Genomic DNA, 16804 nt, shown 5'->3' with positions numbered 1-16804 from the left:
GCCGCGGTCACAGCCGGTACGTACTGCCCGCGCTGGGCGGGAGGTAGGCGTCCGGCAGGGCTGCGGCGAGGGCGTGTTGCGCCTTCCAGCCGGTGCAGTGGCCTCCGACGACCACGGCGGGTGCGAGCGCCCGCAGCGCCGCCACGGTCGGGGCGATCACCGGCTCGAAGTGCGCGCCGCCGAGGTGCAGGCCGCCGACCAGGGCGTGCAGCTCCGACACGCCGGTGAGCCGCTGCGCGTGCCGCACGATGTTCACCGCGCCCGCGTGCCCGCATCCGGTCAGCACCACGAGACCGCGGTCCCGGACGTGCACGACGAGGGCCTGGTCGTCGAGCACCCACGGGTCCGGCTCCCAGTCGTCCCCGGTCCAGGCCTGGTGCGCGGCGGGCATGCCGAGCTCGAAGTCGGTGGTCCGGTCGACCTCGCCGGTGATCAGCACCGCGCCGTCGACGAGCAGCGACGGGACCCGCCGCTCGACGAGCGCGAAGCCCTCCGCCTCCAGCGCGCGGCGTTGAGCGACAAGGCGTCCGGCGAGAGTCCGGCGTCGAACAGCAGTGCGGTCTCCGTGGCTCCCCGGCGCACTTTGACCAGCGCGGAGAACCCGTGCTCGGCCACCAGGCCCACGTCCGCCGCGCCGCCGAGGAACTGCGGCGCCTCGACCCGACCCGCCCCCAGCCCGGCTCGTGCGACCCGCGCGGAGCCGACGAGCAACGCGTCGAAGGTGTTCTCCACCAGGGTCGTGATCCGCACCTCGTCGACCGGCTCGAGCGCGATCGGGTCCACGGCGACGCCGGGCGCGGGTCGGGGCGCGCCGCCGGGCTCGTCTGCGAAGCACATGATCCGACGGTAACGCCGTCTGCGCCCGTGCGACCCTCTCCGGATGACGCACCTGATCAGGCGGCTGCCGTTCACCAGCGCCGTCGTGGTCGCGATGATCGTGCTCGGGCTCGCGACCGGCACCCTCTGGCGGGCCGCCGAGGACGCGTCCTGGTACCCGATGGTCGCCTACGGCGTGCCGTCGCTGGAGGCGGGCCGCTGGTGGACGTTGCTGACGGGCCCGTTCTTCGCCGTGGTGCCGCTGTTCTACCTGGCCATGACCGGCAGCTTCGCGTTGCTGGTGGGGTACGCCGAGTGGCGGCTGGGGACGCGGGTCGCCGCGGTCGCGGCCGTCGTCGGGCAGCTGACCGGCATCCTGGCCGCGCTCGGGTTCCTGGTCGCCGTCCGCGGGCACGGGTGGGGATGGGCGGACCGCACCGCCACCCTGCTCGACGTCGGGTTCTCCGCCGGGTCGCTGGCGGCCGCGGCGGTGACGAGCGCGGTCCTGCGCCCGCCCTGGCGGCTGCGGCTGCGCCTCGCCCTCGGCCTGTACGTGCTGGCCAGCGCCGTGTACCTGGGGTCGCTGGCCGATCTCGAGCACCTGGTGGCGGTGGGACTGGCGCTCGCCGTCGGACCGCGGCTGGTGCGGGCGCGGCTCGGGCTCGCCGCGCCCGGCAGGCCGACCCGGCGCGAGTGGCGGCTGCTGGCGGTGTTCGTGCTGGTCCTGCTCACCGCCGGGTCCGTGCTGAGTGTGGCGCTGCCGAACGACGGGCCGCTGGGCTCGACCGCCGACCCCGAGAGCACGTGGGTCGACATCGTGCTCAACGTGGTGATCACCGGGCTCGCGGTGAACGGCCTGCGCAAGGGGCACCGGGTCGCCTGGCGCTGGGTCGTCGGCTGGGCGGCGCTCAACGTCGCCGTCGGGCTCCTCGTCGGCGTCGCGGCGGGGGCGGTGGCGGTGGCGGGCGGGGAGGCGGGCGGGGAGATCGAGCTCGGCCAGGCGCCGGGGATCTTCGTGGCGGACCGCCTGGCCTACGCCGTGCTGTTCGCGGTGCTGGTGATCGGGCGGCGGGCGTGGCGGGTGCCGTCGCGGCGCGGTCGGCGGGCCGCGGGCGGGCTGACCGACCGGGAGACCGCCGTCGCGCTCGTCGAGCGGTACGGCGGCGGCACGCTGTCGTGGATGGCGACCTGGCCGGACAACGACTGGTTCCGCACCGCCGCCGGGGACACCGTCGTCGCCTGGCAGCGGCACGCCGGCGTCGCGATCGGGCTCGGCGACCCCGTGGGCGCCGACCCGGTGGGCGCGGTGGCCGAGTTCCGCGCCCGCAGCGAGACGGCCGGGCTGGTGGCGTGCCTGTTCTCGGCCTCGGACGAGCTGGCGCAGGCCGCCCGCGCGGCGGGCTGGCGCACCACGCAGGTCGCCGAGGACACCTTGATCGACCTGCCCGACCTGGAGTTCCGCGGGAAGTCCTGGCAGGACGTCCGGTCGGCGCTGAACCGGGCGGGCGCCCAGGGCGTCGGGTTCCGGATGGTCACCCTCGCCGAGGAGCGGTACTCGCTCGTCGCGCAGGTGCGGGAGATCTCGGAGCAGTGGGTCGGCGACAAGGGCCTGCCCGAGCTGGGGTTCACCCTCGGCGGGGTCGACGAGGCGCTCGACCCGCACGTCCGCGTCGGGCTGGCGCTCGACGCCGACGGGATCGTGCAGGGGGTCACGTCCTGGCTGCCGGTGTACGGAGGCGGACGGGTCACCGGCTGGACCCTCGACGTGATGCGGCGGCGGGAGGACGGGTTCCGGCCGGTCGTCGAGTTCCTGATCGCCTCGTCCTGCCTCGCGTTCCGGGCGGAGGGCGCACGCGTGGTGTCGCTGTCCGGGGCACCGCTGGCCCGCACCGACACCGACGGGGACACCGCCGTCCTCGACCGCCTGCTGGACACCCTCGGCGCCCGCCTGGAGCCGCTGTACGGGTTCCGCTCGCTGCACGCGTTCAAGGCGAAGTTCCAGCCGCGGTACTCGCCGCTGCACCTGGTCTTCCGCGACGAGGCGGACCTGCCGCGGATCGGGCTGGCGCTGACCCGCGCCTACCTGCCCGACGCCTCGGCGCGGGAGCTGGTCAGGCTGGCGCGGGTCTGAGTTCGGCGAAAACGCCTCGGGGCCCGGGGCGGGCGTCGTAGCGTCGGGCGGTGCGCGCGGTCCTGGCCCCGGTGGTGCTGCTCCTGGTCGCCGGGTGTGCCGTGTCCGTGCCCGGGCGGGCGGTGCCGGAACCCGCGCCCGCCGCCCCGACCACCGCGGTGCTGGTGTCGGACGTCCTGCCGGACGAGTGCCTGCTCGACGCCGAGGGGTTCGCGCTCCTGCTGGAGGCGCCGGTGGCCCCGCCCGCGAACGGCGGCGACCCGCCGTCCTGCGCGACCGCCACCACCCGCGGCACCCCGCGCGGCCTCGCCGCGATCAACGTCTACGGCGTGCGCGGCGGCACGCCCGCCGACCTGCTGCGGTCCGGACGTCCCCTCGAGGTGGGGGACGCCGCCGTGGTCGTCGACACCGCGGGCGGGCCGACGCTGCAGGTCGCGACGGGTGACCGGCTCGTCACGATCGCCGTGGCCGACCGCGAGCCGGACGACGCGCGGTGGGTCGAGGCGGGCCGCCGGGCCGTCGCGGCGCTGGGATGAGCCGCCGCGGACGCCCTACGCTGCCGCCATGAGCGAGCGGGAGCCTGCGGCGGAGGTCGACGGGACGGAGCTGGGCGCCGCCGAGCGGATGGCGTTCTTCTCCGACGCCGTCGTGGCGATCGCCATCACGCTGCTGGCGATCGACCTGCAGGTGCCGAAGGGTTCCACGTTCGCCGAGATCGGGGCCGCGTTCGGCGCGAACTGGAACGCCTACCTGGCCTTCCTGATCAGCTTCGCGGTGATCGGGCGGCACTGGATCAGCCACCACCGGCTGTTCCGCTACGTGCGGCGGGCGGACACGATCACGATCTGGATCAACCTGGCGTGGCTGCTGATGATCGTGCTCACCCCGTTCCTGACGCAGTTCATCGCCGACGAGCAGGTCGACTTCGCGCACTTCACGATCTACGCGCTGGCCCAGACGCTCCAGATCCTGATCTTCACCGCCCTCGTGCTGAGGCTGGACCGGACCGACGCGTTCCGGCCCGACACCCCGGCCCACTGGCGCGGGCTCGAGGGGTGGTTCGGCGCGATGGTCAGCGCGGTGGCGTTCGTGGTGTCGATCCCGACGTTCCCGCTGCTGGGGAGCTGGGCGTTCGTGCTGTGGGGCGTGATCCCGTGGCTGGGCGGGATGCTCGAGAAGCGGCTGCTGCGGTCGTGAGCGGTGAGTGGTGCTCTGGCACCACTCACCGCGCACGGGCGCGTCAGCGCTGGACGGCCTCGAACCGCTCGGCCGCCACGGCGATCGCGGCGTCCCGGGCGGCGTTCGCCTCCTCGCTGGTGAGGGTGCGGTCGGGGGCCCGGAACCGCAGGCTGTACGCCAGCGACCGCCTGCCCTCGCCGACCTGGTCGCCCGCGTAGACGTCGAACAGGCGGACCGCCTCGAGCAGCTCGCCGCCGCCCTCGACCAGCGCCTGCTCGACGCTCGCCGCGGGCACGTCCAGCGCCGTGACCAGCGCGACGTCCACCGAGACCGGCGGGTACGGCGACACCCGCGGCACCGGCCGGTCCTCCCGCAGCGGGATGGCGTCCAGGTCGATCTCCATCGCGCAGGTCCGCGGCGGCAGGCCCAGCGCCTCGACCACCTTGGGGTGCAGCTCGCCCGCGTGCCCGACGACCCACTCCCCCACCCGCAGCGCGGCACACCGGCCGGGGTGCCACGGCGCGAGCTCGGCGCGGGTCACCCGCAGCTCCACGCCCGCGACCCGACCCACGAGCCGGCCCACCTCGACGGCGTCCGCCCAGCTCGCCGGGCGGCCCCGGCCCCAGTGCCCGGCGGGCTCGCGGTTCCCCGCCAGCACCGCGCCGACGTGCACGGGCTGCGCGGGCAGCGCCGCGTCGATCATGGCGATCTCCGCGTCCGTGGGACGGCGGTCGACGGCCGGGTCGGGCATCGGCACCGGGTTGCGGTGCGGCAGCACGACCTGCCCGACGGTGTAGAGCGCGAGGTCGTCGAACCCGCGGGCGGCGTTGCGGACGAGGGTGTCCAGCAGCCCGGGCAGGAGCGTGGTGGCGAGCCGGTTGCGCTCGGCGTCGAGCGGGTTCGCGACCGTGACCGTGGTCCGGCGGATGTCGTCCGGAGCGAGCCCGAGGTCGTCCCACACGGCGTCGGAGACGAACGGGAACGGCTCGACCTCGACGAACCCCGCCTCGGCCACCGCCCGCGACACCGCGCGCCTGCGCTGCTGGGCCGGGGTCAGACCGCGCCCGGCGGGCGCGGCCGGGAGCACCGACGGGATGGTGTCGTACCCCTCCAGCCGCAGCACCTCCTCGACCAGCGCGGCGGGCAGGTCCAGGTCGGGGCGCCACGACGGCGGGGTGACCGTGAGCGGGTCGGTGCCGGTGACCGTGCAGCCGACCTCCTCGAGCCGCGCGACGGTCGCGCCGGGCGGGTAGGTCGTGCCCGCGTACCGGTCCGGCAGGTCCAGCGCCATGGTGATCGACGGCAGAGCGGGCGCCGCACCCACGTCCGTGCGGCCGGGCTCGATCCGCCCACCACCGTGCTCCACCAGCAGGTTCGCGACCAGCTCGGCCGCGATCGGGGGCAGCTCGGGGTCGACGGAGCGCTCGAAGCGCTTGGACGCCTCGCTGGGCAGCTTGTGCCGGCGCGCGGCCCGCGCGATGACGGTCGGGACGAAGTGCGCGGCCTCGATGACGACGTCGATCGTGCCCGCCGCGTCGAGCGGGATCTCGGTGGAGGCCCCGCCCATCACGCCGGCGAGGCCGATGGGGCCCGAGTCGTCCGTGATCAGCAGGTCGTCCGGGTCGAGGGTGCGCTCCACGCCGTCGAGCGTGCGGAGCGTCTCGCCCGCGACGGCCCGCCGCACGACGATCTCGCCCTGCAGCGCCGACGCGTCGTACGCGTGGATCGGCTGCCCCAGGTCGAGCATCACGAAGTTGGTGACGTCCACGGTCAGCGAGATCGGCCGCATCCCGGCCGCGAGCAGCCTGCGCTGCATCCACCAGGGGGTGGGCGCGCTCGCGTCCACCCCGACCACCGTGCGTGCGACGAACCGGGCGCAGCCGGAGTCGGCCAGCCGGACCGGGTGGGCCTCGCCCTTCGCCGCGGGCACCGCGACCTGCGCGGCCGGATCGGTGTAGCCGGTGCCCAGGGACGCGGCGAGCTCGCGGGCGATGCCGCGCACGGCGAAGCAGTAGCCCCGGTCCGGGGTGATGGCCAGCTCGACGACCGGGTCGTCCACGCCCAGCACCGCCAGCGCGTCCGCGCCGGGCTCGGCGGTGCCCGGGGGCAGCACGAGGATGCCGGAGTGGTCCGCGCCGAGCCCGAGCTCCCGGGCGGAGCAGATCATGCCGTCCGAGATCCGCCCGTAGGTCTCGCGCGCGGCGATCGGGAAGGGTCCGGGCAGCACGGCACCCGGCAGCGCGACGACCACCAGGTCGCCGACGGCGAAGTTCCGGGCGCCGCAGACGATCCCCTGGGGCTCGGCGGCGCCGACGTCCACCCGGCAGTACCGGATGGGCTTCTTGAAGCCGGTGAGCTCCTCGATCTCGCGCACCCGGCCGACGACGAGCGGGCCGGCGATCTCGGGGAGCGGGTGGATCTCCTCGAGCTCCAGGCCCACGCGGACGAACGCCTCGCCCACGACGGCCGCGTCCGAGGGGACCTCGGCCACGTGGTCGCGCAGCCAGGACAGGGGGACTCGCACTGCCTACTCCCTCAGATTCCGAAGGCCCGGGAGAACCGGACGTCGCCCTCGACCATGTCCCGCATGTCCGGCAGCCCGTTGCGGAACTGCAGGGTGCGCTCCAGGCCCATGCCGAACGCGAAGCCGGAGTAGACCTCCGGGTCCACGCCGCAGGCGCGCAGCACGTTCGGGTTGACCATCCCGCAGCCGCCCCACTCGACCCAGCCCGCGCCGCCCTTCTTCTCCGGGAACCACACGTCCACCTCGGCGGACGGCTCGGTGAAGGGGAAGAACGAGGGCCGCAGGCGGGTGGTCGACTCCTGCCCGAACATGGCGCGGGCGAAGGCGTCCAGGGTGCCCTTGAGGTGCGCCATGGTGATCCCCTCGTCGACGGCGAGGCCCTCGACCTGGTGGAACACGGGGGTGTGGGTGGCGTCCAGCTCGTCGGTGCGGAAGGTGCGCCCGGGGCACACGACGTAGACCGGCAGCTCGCGGTTCAGCAGCGCGCGGACCTGCACCGGGGACGTATGGGTGCGCAGGACGGTGCCGTCGTTCAGGTAGAACGTGTCCTGCATGGTCCGCGCGGGGTGGTCCTTGCCGAAGTTCAGCGCGTCGAAGTTCAGCCAGGCCGACTCGACCTCGGGCCCCTCCGCGACCTCCCAGCCCATGCCGACGAACACGTCCGCGATCGTCTCGGCGATCTGGGTGATCGGGTGCCGGGCGCCACGCGGGCGGCGGTCCCAGGGGAGGGTGACGTCGACGGTCTCCTCGCGCAGCACCCGTGCGTCACGCTCCGCGACGAGCACCGCGCGGCGGGCGTCGAAGGCCGCCTGGATCTCGACCCGGGCCGCGTTGACCCGCTTGCCGGCCTCGGCGCGCTCCTTGCCGGGCAGGCTGCCGAGGCTGCGGCGGGCCAGGAGCACGGGGGCCTTGTCGCCGAGGTGCGCGGGCTTGACGGCGGCGAGCGCGTCCAGATCGCCCGCGGCCTCGAACGCCTCGTGGGCCGCCTTGACGGCGGCGTCCAGGTCGGTGCTCTCCAGGCTGGTCATCGGGTTCCCTCATGCACGGTCGGTGATCGTAGAGCGTGGGCGCTCGCGTACAGACACACGGCCGCCGCGGTGGCGAGGTTCAGGCTCTCGGCCCGCCCGTAGAGCGGCACGCGCACCCGGTGGTCCGCCCGCGCCAGCAGGACCTCGGGGACGCCGTGGGCCTCGCCGCCGAAGATCCAGGCGGTGGGCCCGGCCAGCACCTCGGGCGACGCGTGCAGGTCGACCTCGCCGTGCCCGTCGGCGGCCAGCAGGGTGAGGCCCGCCAGCGCGTCGAGCACGGTGGCCGGGTCCCGTTCCCGGGCGACGGGCAGGTGGAAGAGGCTGCCGGTGGAGGCGCGCACGGCCTTGGGGTTGTGCGGGTCCACGGTGTCTCCCGCGAAGACCACGGCGTCCGCGCCCGCGGCGTCCGCGGCCCGCAGCACGGTCCCGGCGTTGCCCGGCTCGGCGATGCCGGCGAGCACGGCGACCAGCCGCGCCCCGCGCACCGCCTCGGTCAGCGGCACGTCCACCAGGTCGCAGACGGCGATCAGGCCCTGCGGGGTGACGGTGTCCGACAGCCCGTCCGCGGCCCGGTCGTCGACGAGGGTGACCGGCACGCCGTCGAGCAGGGCGGCGTTGCGGTCCAGGGCCGCCTGCGTCGCGAAGATCTCGTGGACCCGCCCGTACCGGATCGCCTCCGACACGGCCTGGGCGCCCTCGACGAGGAAGCGCCCGGCCCGTTCACGCGACACGCGCCGCAGCAGCTTGCGGGCTGCTACGACGCGTGGCGTGCGTTCGGTGAGCAAGCTCAGGCGGCAGGCGACTGGGCAGGCACGTTGGCCTTCGCGAGCTCGACGAGCGCGGCGAACGCGGTCGGGTCGCTGATCGCGAGCTCCGAGAGGTTCTTGCGGTCCACCTCGACACCCGCGGCCTTGAGGCCCTGGATGAAGCGGTTGTAGGTCATGCCGTTGGCGCGGGCGCCCGCGTTGATGCGGGTGATCCACAGCTGCCGGAAGTCGCCCTTCTTGGCGCGCCGGTCCCGGTAGGCGTAGGTCAGCGAGTGGAGCTGCTGCTCCTTCGCCTTGCGGTACAGCCGCGAACGCTGCCCGCGGTAACCGGCCGACGCCTCGAGGATCGAGCGGCGCTTCTTCTGGGCGTTCACCGCGCGCTTCACGCGTGCCATGGGGTGTTCCTCACTACTTCAGGGGGCTAGCGGGCGGGAGCGGTCAGCGACCGAGCAGCTTCTTGACGCGCTTGCGGTCGGCCTTGTTGACCTCGACCACGTGACCCAGGTCGCGGGTCTCCTTGCTCGACTTCACCTCGAGCCGGTGGCGCAGACCGGTCTGCTGGCGCAGGAGCTTGCCGGAGCCGGTCACCTTGACCCGCTTGGCCGTTCCCTTGTGCGTCTTGTTCTTGGGCATGGCTGTCTCACTTCTGTCTGTCGCGGTCCGCCGCTGGTCGCGGCGGGCCGCGGCACGGGTACTACCGGGCTGGTCGGTCTCAGGCCGTCGGCTCGACCGTCGCCTCGGCCTCGGTCTCGGACTCCTGAGACTGGGCCGTCGGCTTCTTGGTCGGCTTCTTGGTCGGAGCGATCACCATCGTCATGTTGCGGCCGTCCTGCTTCGGCGCCGCCTCGACCACACCGAGGTCGCTGATGTCCTCGGCGAGCCGCTGCAACAGCCGGTAGCCCAGCTCCGGGCGCGACTGCTCGCGACCACGGAACATGATCGTGACCTTGACCTTGTTGCCGCCTTCGAGGAAGCGGCGGACGTGGCCGCGCTTCGTCTCGTAGTCGTGCTTGTCGATCTTCGGCCGGAGCTTCTGCTCCTTGATCACCGTGAGCTGCTGGTTCCGCCGGGACTCCCGGGCCTTCTGCGCGCTCTCGTACTTGAACTTGCCGTAGTCCATGAGCTTGCAGACGGGCGGGCGGGCCGCAGCCGCGACCTCGACGAGGTCCAGCTCGGCCTCCTGCGCCAGCCGAAGGGCGTCCTCGATACGCACGATGCCGACCTGCTCGCCGTTCGGGCCGACGAGCCGGACCTCGGGAACGCGGATGCGGTCGTTGATGCGGGTCTCTGTGGTGATGGGGTCTCCTCGTTATGCCGTCATGTCACGCGACGACAAGCAAAGACCCGTCGATCGACACAGCTCCGCGAAGAACTGCTGACCGGGACCCGGACACCTGTGAGCAGTGAGCGGGTGGGAGCGGGGCTCCACTTGATCGCCCTGACGTACGTGGTGAACGCACGACGGGGTGGTCGCATTCCGAAGGGTACACGGCTCCCCCGCGAGCGACAGCCCGGGGGTCCCGCGGCCGCAGCGCGGTGCAGGAGCCGCTGAGCAGCGGCCCAGGTACCGCGCTGCGGCGGGTTTCCGCATTCCACCACGAGGTGGGGTCGCGCTGCCGCACCCTGTCGCCATGCGACTGGGCGAGGTGACGGCACGACAGGCGGGTGTCGTGTCGCTCGCTCAGCTCCGGGCGTGCGGCCGCAGCCCCGAGTTCGCGCAACGGCGCGCCACCTCCGGCGAGTGGAGCAGGCTCCACCCCGGGATCTACCTGGCCGACGGGCACGTGCCGCTCGCCGAGCTGCACGCCGTCTACGCGCGCTATCGCGACTCGGTGGGCTGGACGACGGCCGCGGCACTGCTGGAGGCGGCGGGCGACGGCGAGTCGACGCCCGAGCGGATCCTGCTGCGTCTCCTGCGCGCGGCACAGATCACCGGCTGGGTGGCGGCGCATCCGTTCCCGCCGTGGACGCTCGACGTCGCCTACACCACCACCCCGACCGCTGCCTCACCCAGATCGAGGCGGCCGTGCGTCGGGCCCGGAAGGCACGGCGCGGTGCGGGAGCCGCGCTGTAGCGGCTCAGGTACCGCGCTGCGGACCTCAGCCCGCGAGCTGCCCGCGGGCGGCGGCGCGGCGCTCGAACCAGATGGTCATCAGCGGCGGGATGCTGGAGACCAGGGCCAGCGCCAGGGTCTTGAGGTCCCACCGCAGCATGCGCCAGGCCACCAGGGCGACCACGCAGTAGAGGACGAAGAGGGCCCCGTGGATCGGGCCGAAGATCGTGACGCCGATGTCGTTGCGCACCACGACGTACTTGAAGAACATCCCGACCAGCAGGCCCGCCCAGGAGCAGGCCTCGGCGATCGCGACCGCCCGGAACAGCCTGCCGATGCCGGTGACGGTGGCCGTGCTCGCGGTCATGGGGTCCCTTTCGTCGGCGTCCCTGAAGTTCTACCACGTGTCGAACGATGAGTTCCGCGGACGCCCGCGGTCTCCCCCAGCATGACTGCTTCGACGACCGACGCGCCCCGCCCGCCCGAGCCCGCACACGAGCCCGCTCTCGGCCCCGCACTCGGCCCCGCACTCGATCTGGCCCCCGCGGCCCGCCGGGTCGCCGAGCTGCTGCCCGCGATCGGCCCGGAGCAGCTCGGCGACCCGACCCCCTGCCCGGACTTCGACGTGGCGACCCTGCTCGACCACCTGGTCACGCTCACCGACGCGTTCACCCACTCCGCCCGCAAGACCCCGCTCGGCGCCCCGGAGACCCCGTCGGCGGCGCACCTGGACCCCGACTGGCGCACGGCCCTGCCGGACATGCTGGCCGAGCTCGTCGCGGCCTGGGCCGAGCCCGCGGCGTGGGCGGGCGAGACCGAGGCGGGCGGGCTGCGCCTCCCCGCGTCCGAGGTGGGCGCCATCGCGGTGAACGAGCTGGTCGTGCACGGCTGGGACCTGGCCCGGGCCACTCGTCAGCGGTTCTCCGTGGACGCGGCGAGCGCCCGCGCCTGCCTGGGGTTCGCGCAGCAGTTCGAGGTGGTCGTGCCCGGGCTGTTCGGCGAGCGCGTCGAGGTGGGGGCGGACGCACCGGTGTTCCATCGGGTCCTCGGCCTGGAGGGTCGGGACCCGCGCTGGTGAGAATGCGGGCGTGCACTTCGACACGCTGAGCGTCCACGCGGGCAACGCCGTCGACCCCGGCACCGGGGCCGTCCGCCGTCCGATCGTCGCGGCCAACTCCTACGCGCTGCCCGCCGACCCGTCGACGTTGAGCTGGTCGGACGTCGACACCCCGATCTACACCCGCAACGGCGGCGCCAACCAGGGCTGGCTCGAGGAGAAGCTCGCCCTGCTGGAGACGGCCGGGGACCGCGGGAACGTCGACGCCGTCGCCCTCGCGAGCGGGGTCGCCGCCCTGCACGCGGTGTTCTTCACGTTCCTGCGCTCCGGCGACCACGTCGTCAGCTCCGACGTGACCTACGTGGCCACCCACCGCCTGCTCACCGAGCTGCTGCCGGACAAGTACGGGATCACCGCCACCCTCGTGGACTCGAGCGACCCGGAGGCCGTCCGCGCCGCGATCCGGCCGGAGACCCGGCTCGTGCACGTCGAGACGCCCGCGAACCCGAGCACGCGCATCACGGACGTCGAGGCCGTCGCGGCGGTCGCCCACGAGGCGGGCGCGCTGCTCTCCGTCGACGCCACGTTCGCCACCCCGATCCTGCAGCGACCGCTCGCGCTCGGCGCCGACCTCGTCGTCCACTCGCTGACCAAGTACCTCAACGGCCACGGCGACGCGATGGGCGGCGCGGTGATCGGCGACCGCGCCCTCACCGATCGCATCCGGACGGACGCGCAGGTCAACGTGGGTGGCGTGCTCAGCCCGTTCGCCGCATGGCTGATCATGCGCGGCGCGGTCACCCTCCCGCTGCGGATGCGCCGGCACTGCGCGAGCGCCCAGACGGTGGCCGAGTGGCTCGCGGCGGACCCGCGCGTGGCGTACACGACCTACCCCGGCCTGCCCACGCACCCGCAGCACGAGCTCGCCGCCCGCACCATGGACGGCTTCGGCGGCATGATGGCCTTCGCGGTGCGCGGCGACCAGAACGCGTTCGTCGCGAACCTGAAGGTGATCACCTCCGCCGTGTCGCTGGGCCACGACGAGTCGCTGATCGTGCACGTCGCCGGGGATGACGAGCGGGCCCGCTCCTGGCCCGCGGAGTTCCGGGAGTGGGGCCACCTGCGCTTCTCGGTCGGCCTCGAGGACCCCCGCGACCTGATCACCGACCTGGACCAGGCGCTCCGCGCCCTGTGAGTGGTCAGTGGTGCTCCAGCACCACTCACCACTCACGAGCGGCGTCAGCCGCCGTTCTCGCCGCCCGGCTGCGGCTGGTCGGCCGGGGGCTGGGCGCCGTCGGGCTGGGGCTGGTCCGGCGGCGGGGCGACGACGACGTCCGGCAGCGTGCCGTGCAGGTACGCCGGGTCGGTCGGGGGCAGCGGCGCCACCGGCTGCGCGGCCAGGATGTCGCCGAAGGCCCGGTAGAACGTGCGGGCCGGGGCCTTGCCGCCGTAGATGTTCCCGCCGCCGCAGGAGCGCGGCGGGCTGCCGTCGCAGATCGGCTTGGGCGAGGCGGAGTCGTCGAACACGATCGCGGCGCCCGCGAGCTGCGGGGTCGCGCCCACGAAGGCGGCCGACTTGTACTCCTGTGTGGTGCCCGTCTTCGCCGCGATCGGCCGGTTCCACCCCATCTGTCCGGCGGCGGCGGCCGAGGTGCCGCCCGCGGCGTCGTCCTTGGACAGGCCCGTCATCAGGGTGTCCGCGATCGCCGGGTCGAGGGCCTGGGTGCAGGCCTGCTGGGTGACCGGCACCGCGGCGCCGGCCCGGTCGGTGACCGAGAGGAGCGGCGTGGGCGGGCACCACGTGCCGTGCGACGCGAGCGTGGCCTGCACGTTCGCCAGCTCCAGCGCCGAGGTCGGGGTGACCCCGAGGGTGAACGAGGCCTGCTTCTGCTGCTTCATCACGTCGGCGATCGAGGGGGTGCCCGCCTTGCCGCTGTAGGGCGTCTCGGCGAGCGAGGTCAGCCCGAGCCGCACCGCCATGTCGACGACCGGGGGGACCCCGGTGCTCTCCTCGAGCTTCACGAACGCCGTGTTCGGCGACTCGGCCAGCGCGTCCTGCAGGGTCAGCGCGGTCCGGTAGTTGCCCGCGTTGCCCACGGGGATCGGCCTGCCCGCGCCGTTGCGGTAGATCGGCGAGGTGTACCCGCTGGGCGGCACGGAGATCACGGTGTCGATGCCGACGAGGTGCTGCTCCATCGCCGTCGCCGCCGTGAAGATCTTGTAGACCGAGCCCGCGCCCATGTTCTCCGGCTCGTAGGGCAGCCCGTAGCTCGACTCCCCCTCCTTGTTGCCGAAGGTCCGGTTCGCCGCCATCGCGACGACCTGGTGGGCGTCCGCACCCGGCGCCACCACGGACATCACGTTCGCGACGTGCGGCTGCGTCGGCGGGACCTGCTCGTCCACCGCCGCCTTCGTCTTGGCCAGCGCATCGGGATCGAGCGTCGTGGTGACGGTGTACCCGCCGCCGGAGAGCCGGTCGGTGGGGAACCCGGCCTTGCGCAGGTAGTCCAGGACGTAGTCGCAGAAGTAGCCGGCGTCGCCCGCCCCGATGCACCCCTCCGCCGGGACCGACGGGTTCGCCACGACGCCCAGCGGCTGCGCCTCGGCGGAGGTGTCCGGGATCGACCCCTGCGCCGCCAACGCCTCGATCACCACGTTGCGCCTGCCCGTCGCCGCCTCGGGGTGGTTCACCGGGTCGTACTCGGCCGGGCTCTGCACCATGCCCGCCAACAGCGCGGCCTGCGGCACCGTGAGCGCGGCCGCGTCGACCCCGAAGTACGCCTGGGCCGCCGCCTGCACCCCGTACGCCCCGTGTCCGAAGTAGACCAGGTTGAGGTAGCGGGTGAGGATCTCGTCCTTGCTGAGGTCGTGGTCCAGGCTGACGGCGAGCTCGGCCTCCTTGAGCTTGCGCGCGTAGCTGGGCGCCACGGCGGCGCGGCGCTCGGCGTCGGTCTGCGCGGCGACGTAGAGGTCGTAGTTCTTGACGTACTGCTCGGTCAGCGTGGACGCGCCCTGGGTGGCGCCGCCGTTGGAGTTGTTGACCAGCGCGCGCAGCGCGCCGATGGGGTCGAAGCCGCCGTGCTCGTAGAACCGCCGGTCCTCGATCGCGACGATGGCGGCCTTCATGGCCGGCGCGATCCGGTCGCTGTCCACGGGCACGCGGTACTGCTGGTACAGCGAGGCGATGGTGGCGCCGTTGCGGTCCTTCACGGTGGTCACGGCGGGGAGCACGCCCGTCTCGAGGTCGGTGTGGGAGCCGACGGCGGAATCGCTCACCGACGCCGCGAGAAGCCCGATTCCGCCCGCCACCGGGAAAAGCATTCCGGCGAGCAGTACCCCCGCGGCCACCCCGAGCACCAGGAGCTTGCGCACACCGACCAGTCGACCCACAGCCGCACTGTCTACCAGCCCGAATGGCGCGCCGCGGACCGGCCGAACGCCGTGTTTCCGACAGCGGGCCGCAATTCGGACGCAATTCCTGGGGCTCCGCTGTGAATGTGACGCGCGCGCCGGCCTATGGTCCATACTCGGACGACGACACACCAGCAGGAGGCGGCATGGGTGGGCTCAGCGCGTGGCACTGGCTGATCGTGATCGGAGCGTTCGTGCTCCTCTTCGGCGCGCAGAAGCTGCCGGACGCGGCACGCAGCCTGGGGCGTTCCACCCGCATCCTCAAGGCCGAGCTGAGCGCCGACGCGGCCCCCGGCCCGGCCCCGGCCGCGTCCCCCTCGCCGACGCCCTCGCCCGCGCCGTCGGCCGACTCGACCGTCGGCCCGATCGGTTCCGTCGGTTCTGTCGGCAAGGAGCCCACCACCCCGTAGCGTCGGGCGGGTGAAGGTACGGATCGGTATCGGCTCTCTCCCGGCGGGCGGGTCCACCGGGGCGGACGGGTTCGTCGAGCTGGTGGACGAGCTCGAGGCACGCGGGATCGACTCGCTCTGGCTCCCCGACCTCGTCGGGACCGACGCGGTCGACGCGCACACCGGCATGGCGTTCGCCCTCGGGCGCACCCGGACGCTGAAGGTGGGCACCGGCGTGCTCGTCCTCCCGGGCCGCAACCCGGCGCTGGTCGCCGCGGAGCTCGCGTCGCTGGCCACGCTGGCGCCCAAGCGGGTGCTGCCCGCCTTCGGGGTGCGGCCCGCCCGGGCGCGGGAGCGGCAGCTGTACCCGGTGCCCGGCGACCGTGCCGCGGTGTTCGAGGAGGCGCTGGTCGTGGTCCGCCGGCTGCTCACGGAGGACCGGGTCACCCACCACGGCGAGTTCTTCCAGCTGACGGACGCGAGCGTCGGACCCCGACCGCCCGGTCACGTGGACCTCTGGCTCGGCGGGCGCGCCCGGGTCGGCCTCGAGCGGATCGGCAGGCTGGCCGACGGCTGGCTCGGCAGCTTCGTCACCCCGGCGGAGGCCGCCGAGTGCCGGGCGATCATCGAACGCGCCGCCGCCGCCGAGGGCCGCGCCGTGGAGCCGGACCACTACGGCACCAACCTCGCCGTCGTCCCGCCGGAGGCCACGGACGCGCAGATCGCGGCCGCGCTGGCGAACTCGGTCGACCGCCGACCCGACGTGTCGCCCGACCAGATCGTCGCGCACGGCTGGGCGCAGGCGCGGGAGCGCATCGCCGAGTACGTCGACGCGGGGCTGACCAAGTTCGTGGTCCGCCCGGCCACACCGGTGCCGGACTGGCGGGGGTTCCTGGACCGGTTCGACCAGGAGCTGCGCCCCCTGGAGTCCGGATGAGGGACCGCGACCCCGCCGGGCGCGCCCGCAACGCCCGCCCTCGGGACGTGTTGGGCCGCCCACTCCCCCATGGGGCACAAGGGGTTCCGGCGATCCCGGACGACCTCGACCTCACCCCGGACGAGACCGTCACCGAGGCGCAGCGCCTGTTCGACGAGGGCATGCCCTTCCACGCCCACGAGGTGCTGGAGGCGGCCTGGAAGACCGCGGGCCCGGAGAGCCGCGAGCTCTGGCGTGCCCTGGCCCAGTACGGCGCGGGCCTCACGCACGCCCAGCGCGGCAACTCCCGCGGCGCCGCCTCGCTGCTGGAGCGGGCGGGCGACGGGATCGCGCGGTGGATCGGCGACCCCCCGGCGGGCCTGGACGTCCGGGGGCTGCAGCAGCACGCCTTCACCCTCGCGGAGCGGATCGCGCGCGAGGGCGTCGAGTCGGTGCCGGAGTCCGACCTCCGCCCGACCCTCCGCGCCTGATGATCATGCGGGTGGGTGATCACCAGGCGCTGAGGGCTGAGC

General features: G+C 74.0%; 18 protein-coding genes and 1 pseudogene. 9 read left to right on the top strand and 10 right to left on the bottom strand.

All coding sequences use genetic code 11. The features are described 5' to 3' along the window. Window positions 1-7: 7 nt before the first annotated feature. Together BLS43_RS30635 and BLS43_RS30630 are read right to left on the bottom strand one after the other, a co-directional pair. Entirely contained in the window at window positions 8-439 is a 432-nt protein-coding gene (locus BLS43_RS30635; protein WP_218129972.1) for an MBL fold metallo-hydrolase, read from the bottom strand. Continuing rightward, window positions 433-837 carry a hypothetical protein gene (locus BLS43_RS30630; protein ID WP_218129971.1) on the bottom strand — a complete coding sequence of 135 codons (405 nt, stop codon included), beginning with the start codon at window positions 835-837 and terminating at the stop codon, window positions 433-435. The genes BLS43_RS30635 and BLS43_RS30630 overlap by 7 nt, the downstream gene beginning before the upstream one ends. 43 nt (window positions 838-880) lie before the next feature. Between BLS43_RS30630 and BLS43_RS23605 the strand changes: the two genes are divergently transcribed. The 3 genes from BLS43_RS23605 to BLS43_RS23595 are packed head-to-tail and all read left to right on the top strand — an operon-like array spanning window position 881 to window position 4144. Further along, window positions 881-2947: a bifunctional lysylphosphatidylglycerol flippase/synthetase MprF gene (locus BLS43_RS23605; protein ID WP_093088872.1), complete on the top strand. Its 2067-nt coding sequence runs from the start codon at window positions 881-883 to the stop codon at window positions 2945-2947. A gap of 50 nt (window positions 2948-2997) precedes the next feature. After that, a complete protein-coding gene (locus BLS43_RS23600; protein WP_093088869.1) occupies window positions 2998-3483 on the top strand; it encodes a hypothetical protein in 486 nt (161 codons plus the stop codon). A 28-nt stretch (window positions 3484-3511) separates the two neighbouring features. Continuing rightward, entirely contained in the window at window positions 3512-4144 is a 633-nt protein-coding gene (locus tag BLS43_RS23595) for a TMEM175 family protein (RefSeq protein WP_093088867.1), read from the top strand. A 43-nt stretch (window positions 4145-4187) separates the two neighbouring features. Here BLS43_RS23595 and pheT read toward each other — a convergent pair whose 3' ends face one another. The 6 genes from pheT to infC form a co-directional block, all read right to left on the bottom strand. Next, window positions 4188-6650: a phenylalanine--tRNA ligase subunit beta gene (gene pheT / locus BLS43_RS23590; RefSeq protein ID WP_093088864.1), complete on the bottom strand. Its 2463-nt coding sequence runs from the start codon at window positions 6648-6650 to the stop codon at window positions 4188-4190. Between the two features lie 11 nt (window positions 6651-6661). Continuing rightward, window positions 6662-7678 (bottom strand): phenylalanine--tRNA ligase subunit alpha, encoded by a 1017-nt coding sequence (gene pheS, locus BLS43_RS23585; RefSeq protein ID WP_093088862.1) that lies wholly within the window; start codon window positions 7676-7678, stop codon window positions 6662-6664. Then, a complete protein-coding gene (locus BLS43_RS23580; RefSeq protein ID WP_218129970.1) occupies window positions 7675-8463 on the bottom strand; it encodes a TrmH family RNA methyltransferase in 789 nt (262 codons plus the stop codon). The genes pheS and BLS43_RS23580 overlap by 4 nt, the downstream gene beginning before the upstream one ends. A 2-nt stretch (window positions 8464-8465) precedes the next feature. Continuing rightward, window positions 8466-8840 (bottom strand): 50S ribosomal protein L20, encoded by a 375-nt coding sequence (gene rplT, locus BLS43_RS23575; protein ID WP_093088860.1) that lies wholly within the window; start codon window positions 8838-8840, stop codon window positions 8466-8468. A gap of 43 nt (window positions 8841-8883) precedes the next feature. Next, window positions 8884-9078, bottom strand: a complete 195-nt coding sequence (gene rpmI, locus BLS43_RS23570) for a 50S ribosomal protein L35 (protein WP_093088858.1) — start codon at window positions 9076-9078, stop codon at window positions 8884-8886. A gap of 79 nt (window positions 9079-9157) precedes the next feature. Continuing rightward, complete coding sequence (gene infC / locus BLS43_RS23565) at window positions 9158-9742, bottom strand: translation initiation factor IF-3 (RefSeq protein WP_093088856.1); 585 nt, start codon at window positions 9740-9742, stop codon at window positions 9158-9160. A 334-nt stretch (window positions 9743-10076) separates the two neighbouring features. Here infC and BLS43_RS32135 point away from each other — a divergent pair. After that, window positions 10077-10205, top strand: a pseudogene (locus BLS43_RS32135) (type IV toxin-antitoxin system AbiEi family antitoxin domain-containing protein); the annotation flags it as partial. A 339-nt stretch (window positions 10206-10544) separates the two neighbouring features. Here BLS43_RS32135 and BLS43_RS23555 read toward each other — a convergent pair. Continuing rightward, entirely contained in the window at window positions 10545-10865 is a 321-nt protein-coding gene (locus BLS43_RS23555; protein WP_093088854.1) for a DUF3817 domain-containing protein, read from the bottom strand. A gap of 81 nt (window positions 10866-10946) precedes the next feature. On the opposite strand from BLS43_RS23555, the gene BLS43_RS23550 reads away from it, so the two are divergent. Together BLS43_RS23550 and BLS43_RS23545 are read left to right on the top strand one after the other, a co-directional pair. Continuing rightward, window positions 10947-11576, top strand: coding sequence for a TIGR03086 family metal-binding protein (locus BLS43_RS23550; RefSeq protein WP_093088852.1), 630 nt, complete (start codon window positions 10947-10949; stop codon window positions 11574-11576). A 10-nt stretch (window positions 11577-11586) separates the two neighbouring features. Beyond that, the gene (locus BLS43_RS23545; RefSeq protein WP_093088850.1) at window positions 11587-12750 is read left to right on the top strand and encodes a trans-sulfuration enzyme family protein; all 1164 of its coding nucleotides are present in this window, start codon (window positions 11587-11589) and stop codon (window positions 12748-12750) included. A 44-nt stretch (window positions 12751-12794) separates the two neighbouring features. Here BLS43_RS23545 and BLS43_RS23540 read toward each other — a convergent pair whose 3' ends face one another. After that, window positions 12795-14945 (bottom strand): transglycosylase domain-containing protein, encoded by a 2151-nt coding sequence (locus BLS43_RS23540; protein WP_245707738.1) that lies wholly within the window; start codon window positions 14943-14945, stop codon window positions 12795-12797. 167 nt (window positions 14946-15112) lie between these two features. On the opposite strand from BLS43_RS23540, the gene tatA reads away from it, so the two are divergent. The 3 genes from tatA to BLS43_RS23525 are packed head-to-tail and all read left to right on the top strand — an operon-like array spanning window position 15113 to window position 16762. After that, entirely contained in the window at window positions 15113-15376 is a 264-nt protein-coding gene (gene tatA / locus BLS43_RS23535) for a Sec-independent protein translocase subunit TatA (protein ID WP_093088846.1), read from the top strand. A 10-nt stretch (window positions 15377-15386) separates the two neighbouring features. Next, on the top strand, window positions 15387-16292 hold the full coding sequence (locus BLS43_RS23530) for a TIGR03854 family LLM class F420-dependent oxidoreductase (protein WP_093088844.1): 906 nt from the start codon (window positions 15387-15389) through the stop codon (window positions 16290-16292). Next, window positions 16289-16762: a DUF309 domain-containing protein gene (locus tag BLS43_RS23525; protein WP_093088842.1), complete on the top strand. Its 474-nt coding sequence runs from the start codon at window positions 16289-16291 to the stop codon at window positions 16760-16762. The genes BLS43_RS23530 and BLS43_RS23525 overlap by 4 nt, the downstream gene beginning before the upstream one ends. The last annotated feature ends 42 nt before the right edge of the window (window positions 16763-16804 follow it).

This window comes from Pseudonocardia oroxyli (genome assembly GCF_900102195.1).
Lineage (GTDB): Bacteria > Actinomycetota > Actinomycetes > Mycobacteriales > Pseudonocardiaceae > Pseudonocardia > Pseudonocardia oroxyli.
This window is presented reverse-complemented; position numbering and strand designations above follow the sequence as displayed.